12 protein-coding genes are annotated in these 12,386 nt (G+C 69.0%); 7 read left to right on the plus strand and 5 right to left on the minus strand.

The features are described from left to right. Positions 1 to 4: 4 nt before the first annotated feature. From ACFCVM_RS16875 to ACFCVM_RS16890, 4 genes are all read right to left on the minus strand, one after another. Entirely contained in the window at positions 5 to 364 is a 360-nt protein-coding gene (locus ACFCVM_RS16875) for an SPW repeat protein (protein WP_375837836.1), read from the minus strand. Between the two features lie 124 nt (positions 365 to 488). Beyond that, complete coding sequence (locus tag ACFCVM_RS16880; RefSeq protein ID WP_375837838.1) at positions 489 to 758, minus strand: acylphosphatase; 270 nt, start codon at positions 756 to 758, stop codon at positions 489 to 491. A gap of 36 nt (positions 759 to 794) precedes the next feature. Then, positions 795 to 2,321 (minus strand): APC family permease, encoded by a 1,527-nt coding sequence (locus ACFCVM_RS16885; protein WP_375837840.1) that lies wholly within the window; start codon positions 2,319 to 2,321, stop codon positions 795 to 797. Between the two features lie 123 nt (positions 2,322 to 2,444). Next, positions 2,445 to 3,368: a LysR family transcriptional regulator gene (locus tag ACFCVM_RS16890; protein ID WP_375837842.1), complete on the minus strand. Its 924-nt coding sequence runs from the start codon at positions 3,366 to 3,368 to the stop codon at positions 2,445 to 2,447. A gap of 119 nt (positions 3,369 to 3,487) precedes the next feature. Here ACFCVM_RS16890 and ACFCVM_RS16895 point away from each other — a divergent pair, with 119 nt between their 5' ends. The 6 genes from ACFCVM_RS16895 to ACFCVM_RS16920 all read left to right on the plus strand — a co-directional run bounded on the left by ACFCVM_RS16895 (position 3,488) and on the right by ACFCVM_RS16920 (position 10,028). After that, positions 3,488 to 5,071 (plus strand): amidohydrolase, encoded by a 1,584-nt coding sequence (locus tag ACFCVM_RS16895; protein WP_375837844.1) that lies wholly within the window; start codon positions 3,488 to 3,490, stop codon positions 5,069 to 5,071. A gap of 107 nt (positions 5,072 to 5,178) precedes the next feature. Next, positions 5,179 to 6,147 (plus strand): ABC transporter substrate-binding protein, encoded by a 969-nt coding sequence (locus ACFCVM_RS16900; RefSeq protein ID WP_375837846.1) that lies wholly within the window; start codon positions 5,179 to 5,181, stop codon positions 6,145 to 6,147. Positions 6,148 to 6,156: 9 nt separating this feature from the next. Continuing rightward, positions 6,157 to 7,149 carry an amino acid ABC transporter permease gene (locus ACFCVM_RS16905; RefSeq protein ID WP_375837848.1) on the plus strand — a complete coding sequence of 331 codons (993 nt, stop codon included), beginning with the start codon at positions 6,157 to 6,159 and terminating at the stop codon, positions 7,147 to 7,149. Beyond that, positions 7,146 to 7,910, plus strand: a complete 765-nt coding sequence (locus ACFCVM_RS16910; protein WP_375837850.1) for an amino acid ABC transporter ATP-binding protein — start codon at positions 7,146 to 7,148, stop codon at positions 7,908 to 7,910. Before ACFCVM_RS16905 ends, ACFCVM_RS16910 begins: the two co-directional genes overlap by 4 nt. Positions 7,911 to 8,026: 116 nt before the next feature. After that, positions 8,027 to 8,383 (plus strand): iron chaperone, encoded by a 357-nt coding sequence (locus ACFCVM_RS16915; RefSeq protein WP_375837852.1) that lies wholly within the window; start codon positions 8,027 to 8,029, stop codon positions 8,381 to 8,383. Between the two features lie 55 nt (positions 8,384 to 8,438). Next, entirely contained in the window at positions 8,439 to 10,028 is a 1,590-nt protein-coding gene (locus ACFCVM_RS16920) for an amidohydrolase (protein ID WP_375837853.1), read from the plus strand. On the opposite strand, the gene ACFCVM_RS16925 is transcribed toward ACFCVM_RS16920, so the two are convergent. Then, entirely contained in the window at positions 10,012 to 11,229 is a 1,218-nt protein-coding gene (locus ACFCVM_RS16925) for a lipopolysaccharide biosynthesis protein (protein WP_375837855.1), read from the minus strand. The two genes, ACFCVM_RS16920 and ACFCVM_RS16925, sit on opposite strands and share 17 nt — an antisense overlap. A 121-nt stretch (positions 11,230 to 11,350) precedes the next feature. Between ACFCVM_RS16925 and ACFCVM_RS16930 the strand changes: the two genes are divergently transcribed. Further along, a complete protein-coding gene (locus ACFCVM_RS16930; RefSeq protein ID WP_375837857.1) occupies positions 11,351 to 12,364 on the plus strand; it encodes a glycosyltransferase in 1,014 nt (337 codons plus the stop codon). The last annotated feature ends 22 nt before the right edge of the window (positions 12,365 to 12,386 follow it).

The raw sequence follows: 12,386 nt of genomic DNA on the forward strand, positions 1-12,386 counted from the left end.
GGTTTCAGTGGGGGATCGCGCCCTGGTGGGCCTGCATGGCCGGTCGGATGGCGAGCGCCGCGACGATCACCGTGACCGCACCGCAGATCCACGACATCCACGCGGCCCCGAAGGTCATCGCGTCCGCGTAGCCGCCGACCCATGGCGAGATGATCAGCAGCACGCCGAGTGCCGCCTGCACGTACTCCATCGAGACCATGCCCGGTCGGGCCAGGTTCACGATTCCCGAGAGGATCAGCAGGGTGCCGAGCGTGACCATGATCGCGACCGAGGCGCCCATCGGAGCCACGAACATCGTCGACAGCACCACCGCCAGACCTGCGGCGATGGCCACCCAGTCCTCCCATCGCGTCCACTTCTTCATAGAAACCAGCCTCCTCGTGTCGGTGGCTCCCATTCGGGGGTCGATTCAACGGTAGATCCGTTCGAACACCCGGTCAATCGGGGTATTGACGTCTGGCGCAGCGGTCGGATCGAGTGTTCCGGCGTCACCCGGTGATGCGGAACCCGGTGTCGCCCGCTGGCTCTCGCGGCGTGACATCCGTGCCTTCGACGACGGAGCCGGGCGGGCCGTTCGCGAGCCACTCGAGCATCGCGACGACGGATGCCTCGTCGCCCTCGATCTCGGCCTCGACCGTGCCGTCGGCGCGATTGCGCGCCCATCCGACGACACCCAGTCGCTCCGCCTCGCGGCGCGCGGCGAAGCGGAAGCCCACGCCCTGCACGATCCCGTGCACGAGCACGTGTCTGCGGATCATGCGTCCAGCGTAGGCCTCCGCTTCGAGGTCGTTCGGCTACTGCTGCGCCTGCTCGACCACGCGGGTCGCGCCCGTGCGCAGCCGGATCTCGTCGGCGACCGCGATCGCGTCACCGGTGGGGGCATCGGACTTGCGATCGGGGCGGGCGAGGAAGAGGTAGAGCAGTCCGGTGACGAGGACGACACCGAGTCCGATCAGCACGACGTAGTCGGTGAAGAAGTCGCCCGTCGAACCCGGCAGCGAGAGCAGCACGATCGCGAAGATGCCGTAGGCCAGCGCGAGGATGTTGACGAGCAGGCCCCAGGAGCCGAGCGAGAACGGGCCGGCGGGGCGCCAGCCCTTGAACCGCTGGCGCAGCGAGGCGAGCACGACCATCTGGAACGCGACGTAGATGCCGAGCACCGCGAACGCCGTGATCGGGACCAGCAGGTCGTTGTTGGCCCAGATGAGCACCGCGATGAGGGCGGGAACCGTGCACGCCACGATGAGCGCGTTCGTCGGCACCTTGCTCTTGGGGGAGACGCGCGCGAGCCAGCGGTGGCCGGGGACCATGCCGTCGCGGGCGAACGAGAAAAGCAGACGGCTCGCCGCGGCCTGCAGGCTCAGCACGCACGAGAGGAACGCTGTGATCGCGATCACGAGGAAGATCTTCGCGCCCGCTGCGCCGAGTGTCGCCTCGAGGATCCCGGGGATGGGGTCGGCGTCCTCTCCGTTGACGATCGACGCGAGGTCGGGCGCTGCGAGAACGTAGCCGCCGAATGAGAACAGCGCCGAGACGCCGCCGACGAGGATCGTCAGCATCATGGCCTTGGGGATGCGGCGCGCCGGGTTCTCGACCTCCTCGGCGACGTCGCCGCACGCCTCGAAGCCGTAGAACAGGAAGAGGCCGGCGAGGGCGGCGCCCATGAAGGCCGCTGCGTAGCTGCCGTCGCCCTCGACGCCCATGGTGTCGAAGAAGACGCTGAACTCCTGCTTGCGCTGGAAGATCAGCAGGTAGAGGCCGAGGCCGATGACGCCGATGAGCTCGGCGGCGAGGCCGATGCGCGCGACGCGGGCCAGCCACTTCGTTCCGGTGAAGTTGATGGCGAGGGCGATGACGAGGAAGCCCAGGGTCAGCCAGAGGGTGGAGTCATTGGTGTGCTCGATGCCGAACAGGCTCGCCGCGAACCCCGAGCCGAACTCGGCGACCGAGGTGATGGTCACGATCATCGCCCAGATGTAGACCCAGGCCGCCATCCAGGCGTAGCGCCGACCCCAGAGGCGGCGGGCCCACGGGTAGATGCCGCCGTGGATCGGGTACTGCGAGACGACCTCGCCGAACACGAACGAGACGAGCAGCTGGCCGGCGCCGACGATCACGATCCACCAGATCGAGGGCGGTCCGCCGATCGAGAGGGCGACCGCGAAGAGCGAGTAGACGCCGACGAGGGGCGAGAGGTAGGTGAAGCCGAGGGCGAAGTTCGCCCACAGGCTCATCGATCGATTGAACGTGTCGTCGTAGCCGAGCACGCTGAGGTGTTCGCCGTCGGAGAGGCCCGCTGCGGACCCGCGATCTTCAGACATCACTGCCTTCCACTGTCTTCGCTGCGCCGATCACCCCCTACCGGCGACACCACATCGTCGTGGTGTCGCGCCAGCATAACCAGACATCCGGTCGTAAAGCTATAGTTCCGGATGATTCATTCGTCAGTGCGTTCGGGTGCTGACGCCGAGCCCGTGCAGGATCGTCGTCACGGCGCTCATGAAGACCTCGAGCTGCGTCCCGTCGGACTCGCGCGGGACGAGGGCGAAGATCTTCCGCTCGAGCCGGAAGTCGGGAACGTCGAGCACGGTCACTCCCGGGGGAAGGCGGTGCAGGGCGATGTCGGGAACGATCGAGGCGGCGAATCCGCCGGCGATGAGACCGAGCGTGACGGCGAAGTCGTCGGAGCGTGCGACGACGCGTGCCCGGAGGTCGAGTCCGCGGAACAGGCGGTCGATGACCGCGGCGTCGCTGGTTCCGGGGTGGTGGAAGATCCACGGCCGGTTCTCGAGCCGGTGCAGGGGCGTGGGTTCGTTCGGGGCGAGTCCCCATGCGGTCGGCACGACGACACGGAACTTGTCGTCGCCGAGCCATTCGGGCGTCACCGACTGCGGCCACGACAGCCCGCTGTCGCCGACCTGGTAGACGAGGGAGACGTCGAACTCCCGCCCGGAGCGGAGCTGCTGGATCGTCGGGGACGGGTCGGCCACCCAGAGCTGGAGGTCGATGTCGGAACTGCGCCATTCGGGCAGCTCGAAGAGCCGTTCGAGGAGCGGGGTCGCGAGGCTCGGGAAGACGGCGAGCCGCAACTCCTGGGTGATCGACGAGTGCGCGCTCGACGTCGCGGCGAGCAGCGCGTCGATGTCCGCGAGCACTCGCACCGCGTGGCGCGCCATGGCGTTCGCGGCATCGGTCGGATGCGCGCTTCGCGCCGCACGTTCGAAGAGCGGCACTCCGACCTCGCGCTCGAGCGCCGCCATCTGCTGCGACACCGCCGATGGCGTATAGCCGAGTCGATTCGCGGCCGCGGCGAACGAGCCGAGGCGAACGGTCTCGAGGAGTGTGCGGAGGTGGACCGGATTCAGCAACAGGTTTCCTAATGCTCAGCGACGAAAGGTCTCGATCACAGCCTATGGGCAAGGGGCTACAGCTCGCCTAATCTTGCAGAAACCTCGTCCCACTTCAGACATCAACGCAAGGAACACTGTTGGTTTCGACGCTCTTTCGCCATGCCCGCTTCCACACCTTCACCGGCTCCGAGACGCCGGTCGAAGCGGTGCTGTCCGTCGACGGCGTCATCGTCGCGTCGGGCGGCGATGTCGACGTGCGCGCCTTGGCACGCGCAGGCACGACGGAGGTCGATCTCGAGGGGCGCGCCGTCGTACCGGGCTTCGTCGACGCCCACATCCACTCCGCCTCCTACGCGCGGGAGCGTCACGCCCTCGACCTGCGTGGCGCGAGGAGCCTCGAGGAGGCGCTCGAGGGCATCCGGGCGCACGCGCAACGACTGCCGAAGGGGCAGTGGATCTTCGCCGGTCGGTGGGACTCCAACACGTGGGACGTACCGGTGCAGCCGGATCGGCATTCGCTCGACCGGGTCTGCCCCGATCGCCCGGTCGCGCTGCCGAGCGTCGACGGACACACGATCTGGGCGAACAGCGCGGCGCTCGCGGTGATCGGGTACGACGCGTCGACCCCCGACCCGATTGGTGGCGAGATCGTCCGCGACGACCGTGGCGAACCGACCGGCATCCTGCGGGAGTCCGCCCGCTACCCACTGCGCGAGCTCATGGGCTCGCCGCTCGCCGGCGAGCTCATCGACCAGCTCCGCTCCAGCCAGGAGCACCTGCTCTCGCTCGGGCTCACCGGCCTGCACGACATCGACGGCGAGGATGCGCGCTCGGCGTACCTCGAGCTCGCAGCCCGGGGCGAGCTGAAGCTCCGGATCCACAAGGCGATCACCGCCGACCATCTCGATGCCGCGATCGAAGAGGGACGGTTCACGGGCGATGGCGACGACTGGTTCCAGACCGGCCCGGTGAAGTTCTTCTCCGACGGCGCGCTCGGATCCCACACTTCGCACATGGGCGAGGACTTCGCCGGCCAGTCCGGCAACCACGGCATCGAGGTGATCCCGTATCCGGAGCTCCGCGAACTCGTGCGTCGCGCCACGGCGGCCCGCATCGCCGTGGCCACCCACGCCATCGGGGATCAGGCCAACCACCTGGTGCTGAACGCCTACGAGGAGGTCGCAGCGCTCAGCCGCGCAGCCGGGCTCCGCCATCGCATCGAGCACGCGCAGCACATCCGCTGGGACGACGTGCCCCGATTCGCCGCGCTCGAGGTCATCCCGTCGCTGCAGCCGACGCACTGCACCTCCGACATCCCGCTGTCGGAATCGCTGCTCGCCGGCCGGAGCCTCGCCAACTACGCCTGGCGATCGCTCGCCGATGCCGGCGCACATCTCGCGTACGGATCGGATGCGCCGATCGAGGACCCGAACCCCCTGCACGGGATCCACGCCGCCGTCACGCGGCAGAACGCCGTCGGATCGCCGGCGGGCGGCTGGGAGCCCGAACAGCGGATCTCGGTCCGCGAGGCGCTCGCAGCGCACTCGGCCGGCGGCGCCTACGCCGCGAACCGCGAGCACCGGCAGGGGCGACTCGCGCCGGGGCAGCTCGCCGACTTCGTCGCCCTCGAACGGGATCCGTTCGACATCGAACCCGAGTCGCTCCGCGACCTCCGAGTCATGACCACGGTCGTCGGGGGCGACGTGCGCTTCCAGCGATGAGCGACGAGCCATGAGCGACAAGCGATGAGCGACGAGTGATGAAGCCAGTCAGCACCACCACCACAGCCCGGTCGAATCCGGAACCACCTCAGGAATGGAGCACCACCATGTCTGCACCCACCTCATTCGGTCGGGCTCGAACGGCCGGCCTCGCGCTCGTGCTCGGTGCCGTACTGCTCGGCACCTCGGCCTGCGGCGCCCAGAGCATCGCCGACGACGGAACGCCCGACGGGCCAGCGGCCGAGCTCACCGAGACTCCTTCCGAAGACCTCGCGAAATCGGTGATCGACGGGATCGAGGCATCCGCCGACCTCGCCGAGCTCGTGCCCGCGAGCATCTCGTCCGAGGGGCTCAAGATCACGACCTCGGTCGGGTACCCGCCCATGGAGATGTTCGGTACCGACGGCACCACGATCGTGGGCGTCGACGCCTCACTCGCCCGGGCGCTCGCCCGCGTGCTCGGGGTCGGCGTCACGCTCACGGACCAGGAGTTCAACGCCCAGATCCCCGGCGTGCTCACCGGCCGCTTCGACGCCGTGATGTCGTCGATGACCGACAACGAGGAGCGTCGCGAGACGGTCTCCTTCGTCGACTACGTGAGCGCCGGCAACGGATTCCTCGTGCAGACCGGCAACCCCGGCGGCGTCGAGGTGCCCGAGGACCTGTGCGGTGAGATCGTGTCCGTCGTCGACAACGGCTCGTCGATGTTCCTCGCCGACGAGATCAACGCGAGCTGCGCGAGCGACGGCGCCGCGGCGGTCGAGATCCTGAAGTTCGAGGGCGACAGCGAGGCGATCCTCGCGGTCAAGAGCGGCCGAGCAGCAGCGACGATCACCGACTACCCGGTCGCGGTGCACCGCGCCGACGAGGCCGAATCGGGGCTCGAGGCGATCGCGATCGACGGCGGCGAGAGCCCGTGGGGGATCGCGATCGACAAGGAGAACACGGAGCTCGTCGAGCTCATCCGGGCCGCGCTGCAGGAGCTCATCGACTCCGGTGCCTACGCCGACATCCTCGACGCCTGGGGCGTCGGTCAGATGGCCGTCGACTCGGCCGTCGTCAACGGCGGACAGTAGGAGCAGCGCATGCCGCACACGACCCAGCGCGTCGCGCCGTTCACCGGCGAAGACGGAGCACCGATCCCGATCGCGCCGCGTCGCCATGTCGGCCGCTGGGTGGTCGGAGGTCTCGCACTGCTGTTCTTCGCCTGGCTCGTCTCGGCGGTCGTCTTCAACGAGAACATCCGCTGGAATCGCGTCGCCGAGTACCTGTTCGCGCCGAAGATCCTGAGCGGCGTCGTCGTCACGATCGGCATCAGCGTGCTCGCGACCGTGATCGGCCTCGTGCTGGGTGTCGTGCTCGCGGTCATGCGCCTCTCGACGAACCCGGTGCTCGGCTGGCTCGCCACGCTCTACATCTGGTTCTTCCGGGGCACGCCCGTGCTCGTGCAGCTCATCTTCTGGTACAACCTCGCCTTCCTGTTCCCGTACCTCACGCTGCAGGTGCCGTTCACCGAGATCGGCGTGCGGTGGGACACGAACCAGGTGATGACGGGCTTCACCGCCGCGATGCTGGGCCTCGGACTGAACCTCGCCGCCTATTTCGCCGAGACGGTGCGGGCGGGCATCCAGGCCGTCGATCGCGGGCAGAGCGAGGCGGCGCTCGCTGGAGGCATGACATCGATGCAGAACATGCGCATCATCGTGCTCCCGCAGGCGCTGCGCATCATCATCCCGCCGACGGGCAACGAGTTCATCTCGATGCTGAAGACCACGTCGCTCATCGTGGTCGTCGCCGGCAACGACCTCATGACGAACGCGAGCCAGATCTACAAGCAGAACAACCTCATCATCGAGCTGCTGATCGTCGCGAGCCTCTGGTACATGCTGCTCACTGCGATCGCGACCTACCTGCAGTCGAGGTTGGAACGACGGTTCGGCGTCGACGCCGTCCGCCTCGTGCGCGGTCCGACGTGGACGCAGTCCATGCTCCGGCGTGTCTCGGGCAACCGGGACGTCACGACGGCGACCCGCGCGATGGCCGAGGTCCGCGAGAACACGAAGGAGGAGGTGCGATGACCGAGGCACTCGTTCAGGCATCCGGTGTCACCAAGGCGTTCGGCGAGCACCTCGTGCTCCGCGGCGTCGACTTCTCGGTGCGGGCGGGCGAGGTGAGCTGCATCATCGGTCCGTCGGGCTCCGGCAAGTCGACCTTCCTGCGATGCATCAACGCGCTCGAGACGGTCGACGACGGAGACCTCACCGTCGGCGGCGAACAGGTCGGATACACGCTGCGCGCCGGGAGCTACCACCCGTGGGGCGACCGCGAGTTCGCGCGGTTCCGTGCCGGCATCGGAATGGTCTTCCAGCGGTTCAACCTCTACTCGCACCTCGACGCCGCCGAGAACGTCGCGGCGAGCCTCGTGCACGTGAAGAAGATGAAGAAGGATGCCGCGCGCCTGCGTGCGCTCGACGAGCTCGATCGCGTGGGTCTCGCCGACCATGCGTCGAAGCGCCCGCACCAGCTCTCGGGCGGACAGCAGCAGCGCGTGGCGATCGCTCGCGCGCTCGCGATGGATCCGGCCCTCATGCTCTTCGACGAGCCGACCTCGGCGCTCGATCCCGAACTCGTCGACGAGGTGCTCGAATCGATGAAGGCGCTCGCCGAGGGCGGGATGACGATGGTCGTCGTGACCCACGAGATCGGGTTCGCGCGCGAGGTCGGCGACACGCTCAGCTTCTTCGACGAGGGAGTCATCGTGGAGAGCGACACTCCGGAACAGGTCGTGCGGGCGGCGTCGTCGCCGCGCACCCGCGCGTTCCTCGACAAGGTGCTCTGAGCCGCGGATGTCCCGTTCCACCGGTCGCTCGGCGCGGTCGTCGATGCGCCCGACGGAACGGGGCAGGCCGCGAGCGAGCGGATCCCGCGGCATCCGCTCGGCGTACCATGGCCGCCATGGGGGAAGTGAGCGACTACATCGCCGGTCTCGACGCGCCCGAGCGCGACGTCATGGAACGCATCAGGGCCCGGGCGGTCTCGCTCGTGCCAGATGCGGTCGAGGGGGTGAGCTACGGCATGCCCGCCCTGCGGTATCGGGATTCGCCGCTGCTCAGCATCATGAAGGCGAAAGCCCACATCGGCCTCTATCCGTACAGCCCGCCGGTGATCGAGGCCGTGTCGTCGGAGCTCGAGGGGTACTCGTGGGCGAAGGGCACGATCCGGTTCACCCCGGAGCACCCGCTGCCCGACTCGCTCGTCGATCGCATCATCCTGCTGCGCCGCGACGAGATCGACGAGAAGAAGAAGCGCTAGCCGCGCCGTACGCCGCGCACCGCGCGCGATCCACCCCCTGAACCAAGGACCGACGTTGCCCTCGAAGCTGTTCCGCAATGCCCGCATCCACACGCTGACCGGCGAGGCGAAGCCCGCAGAGGCGCTGCTCGCCGTCGATGGCGAGATCGTCGCGATCGGCGATGACGCCGAGCTTCGCGCCCGTGCCGCTCCAGGCACGATCGAGGTCGACCTCGGCGGTCTCGCGGTCGTGCCGGGGTTCGTCGACGCCCACATCCACACCGCGCTGCTCGCGGGTGAGCGCGGGCAACTCGACCTGCGAGGAGCCGGGAACCTCGACGAGGCGCTGGCCGCGATCCGGTCGCACGCGGCGGGACTGCCGCCGGGTCGCGGCATCTTCTGGGGCAGCTGGGACTCGAACACCTGGGCCGAGCCCGTGCAACCCGATCGCCACAGCCTCGACCGGGTCTGCCCCGATCGACCGGTCGTGCTCCCGAGCGTCGACGGGCACACCGTCTGGGCCAACAGCTTCGCCCTCGCCGCGGCCGGCATCACGGCGGCGACGCCCGACCCGATCGGGGGCGAGATCGTGCGCGATGCGCGGGGTGAGCCCACCGGCATCCTCCGGGAGGAGGCGCAGCGCCCGTTCGACGCCATCGTCGGCGGGCCGTCGGTCGCCGACCTCGTCGAACAGCTCGCAGTCGAGCAGGAGCACCTGCTCGCGGTCGGACTCACGGGCGTGCACGACATCGACGGCGAGGACGCCCGCGCGGCCTATCTCGAGCTGCATCGCAGCGGGCGACTGAAGCTCCGCGTCCACAAGGCGATCCCCGCCGTCCACCTCGACGCGGCGATCGCCGAGGGCCGGTACACGGGCCAGGGCGACGACTGGTTCCAGACCGGCCCGGTCAAGCTCTTCTCCGACGGCGCGCTCGGCTCGCACACCTCGCACATGGGCGAGGCGTTCGTCGGCGAGGCCGGCAATCGCGGCATCGAGGTGATCCCGTACCCGCAGCTGCGCGAGCTCGTGCGGAAGGCCGCGGTCGCGGGCATCGCCGTCGCGACGCACGCGATCGGCGACGAGGCGAACCACCTCGTGCTGAACGCGTACGCCGAGATCGCCGAGCTCAGTCGCGCCGCGGGCCTCCGGCATCGCATCGAGCACGCCCAGCACATCCGCTGGGACGACGTTCCGCGATTCGCGGAGCTCGGCGTGATCCCGTCGCTGCAGCCGACGCACTGCACCTCTGACATCGCGCTCGCGTCGACCCTGCTCGCCGGGCGCGACCTCGCGAACTACGCGTGGCGCTCGCTCGCCGACTCGGGTGCGCATGTGGCCTTCGGGTCGGACGCCCCGGTCGAGAGCCCGAACCCCATGCATGCGGTGCACGCCGCCGTCACGCGGGAGAACGCCGCAGGGGAGCCGGCCGGGGGCTGGGAGCCCGAGCAGCGGGTGAGCGTCGCTCAGGCACTCGCCGCCCATTCGGCGGGCAGCGCCTACGCGGCGCGCCGCGACGATCGGCAGGGAACGCTCGCAGCCGGGATGCTCGCCGACTTCGTCGCGCTCGAGCGGGATCCGTTCGACGTGGAGCCCGCCGAGCTGCGCGATCTGCGGGTCGTCACGACGGTGGTCGGCGGCGAGGTGCGCTTCACGAGCGCTCCTTGAGCGCGCGCAGCAGCGCCGTTACCTGGTAGCCGGCCACGCACAACTCCGAGACGGCCACGGCCCATGCCACGAGTGGCACTGAACCAGCCGCGGCGAAGACCAGGATCAGTGGAGCGCCGACCAGGGCGCCGACGAGCGTGGAGACGGCGAGTGCGCGCACCTTGCCGATCGCGACGAGGCAGGCGTACCCGACGACTGCCGAGGTGCCGATGCCGATGAAGGCGACGCCGAGCGGGATGGAGAGCTCCAGCGGCACCTGCAGGTTGCCGGACGTGAGCCAGAGCGAGGCCCACGGGGAGAGGAACGCGATCGCCGCACCGGCGAAGACGCCGATGATCGCGCCCGCGAGCGTCGCCAGGCGCGCCCTGCGGGGGAGGTCGGCCGCGGACGCGGGCACCCAGCTCTGGAAGTACTGCTGAATCGGCAGGAACGCGATCGACGCGTACCGGAACAGACGATCGGCGATCGCGTACAGCGGTTGCAGGTGAGGAATGAAGATCTGCACGGCGATCATCGGCAACGACACGTACAGCCCGCTGGTGGCTGTCGCCGTCACCGCATGCCGCTGCTCCTGCAGTGCGATCAGGAACCGCGCCGGCGGCGTCTCCCGCTGCGGGGCTCCGCGCAGGATGACGACGGCATCGATGATCACGGCGACGAGGAATCCGAGCCCCTGACCAGCGAGGAAGAACCACACCTCGCCGCCGAGGTAGGCCAGGGCGACACCGAGGATCGTGCCGCACATGGTGGGCAACGTGTCGCAGAGGAAGAGCCGCAGCGGTCGCGACTCGCCGGTGAAGTACCAGGTGCCGCCGAGGTACGGCAGCAGGTACACGACTGCGCCGAGCACCGCGGTGAGCGGATCGCCGCGGAACAGCAGGAAGAGCAGGAGCGCGGCGAGGGGGACCGTGACCAGGTAGAGCACTGCTCGGATCCGCAGGGAGTCGCTGAACAGTGCGTGCCGACGCTCCGGCGCAGTGCCGGCGACCATCGCGGCCCCGGTCGCGCCCCACCCGTAGGCGACGAGGATCCCCGCCATCTGCCCGACGGTCTGCACGAGCACGAGCCGCCCCCACGCCTCGCTGCCGAGGGCGTCGTTCAGCAACGGCAGGGAGAGAACGCCCAGGATGGTCGCTGCGCCAACGGAGATCGAGAAGCCGCCGATGCGTCCGAGCGCGGTGGTGACACCCTGCCGGCTCATGGTCGTCTCCGCGTCCCGGACGTGTGCTTGCTGGAGGGACCTGACGCCCGGAGATTCGGTTTCATCGCGCACCTAGACTAGCCTCAATCGCTGACGCGGATCTCGGACAGGAAGGCGCTCGATGACCTCCGAACGCCCCTACGGCACGATCGTGCTGGCCGCATATTCCCCTGATCCCGAGCTGTTCCGGGTGCAACTGCTCTCGTTGCAGCAGCAGAGTGTGCGGGATTGGGAATGCATCGTCTCCGTCGACGGCGAGCGGGCACCCGTGGCGACCCTGGTCAGCGACATCGTCGGCGACGACGACCGGTTCCGCGTGATCGGCGACGACTCCCGACGCGGCTTCTACCTCAACTTCGAACATGGTCTCGCCGCAGTCGCCGAGGATTCCGCGTGGATCGCACTCGCCGACCAGGACGATCGATGGGACGCCGACAAGCTGGAGAAGCTGCTTCCGCACCTCGCCGACGTCTCCCTCGTCTCCGGCCAGGCGCGGCTCGTGCAGCATCCGTCCGGTGAGATCACCGGCGTAACCGATCGCAGGGACCGGGGGCCGGTGTTCACGCTGCTGTCGAATCAGTTCACCGGATCGCTGTGCGTGTTCGATCGGGAGATCCTCCAGGCGGCTCTCCCGTTTCCCCGCGTGTCCACGCGTATCGCGACTCACGATCACTGGCTCGCGGTCGTCGCGGGCGCGTACCGCGGCACGCGGATCCTCGACGACGTCGTCCAGGACTACGTGCAGCACGCCGCCAATGTGTTCGGAGACCCGAGCGGGCAGGAAGCGGGCGGCCTCGCCGCCTCCGTCAGGAACGTCCTGCAGCTCGCAGACCGCTACGAGGGCTCGCGTTCGCCGCGTGCGCTGGCACGGATGACGTTCTGGACATACGTCGGGTGGCGTCAGGTGATGACCGACACGCTCCATGTTCGGCTCGGCATGCGCGATCCGCAGCTCGACGCGCTCTTCGGCGAAGGTCGCCGATGGGCGAAGCTGAACGCCCTGCTGCGAGCGACTGAGCACGACGGCGACGTGCCGCGACGATTCGCTACGGAATACCGCGCGAGCTGGCTCGCCGGTGCCCTCAGCGGCGGAAGACGGGCCGCCGAACAAGCGGCCGCCGAGCCCTCCCGCTGAGCGCGCGCTCGGGGCCGTTGAG

The organism is Agromyces sp. NPDC056389 (assembly GCF_042262385.1).
Lineage (GTDB): Bacteria > Actinomycetota > Actinomycetes > Actinomycetales > Microbacteriaceae > Agromyces.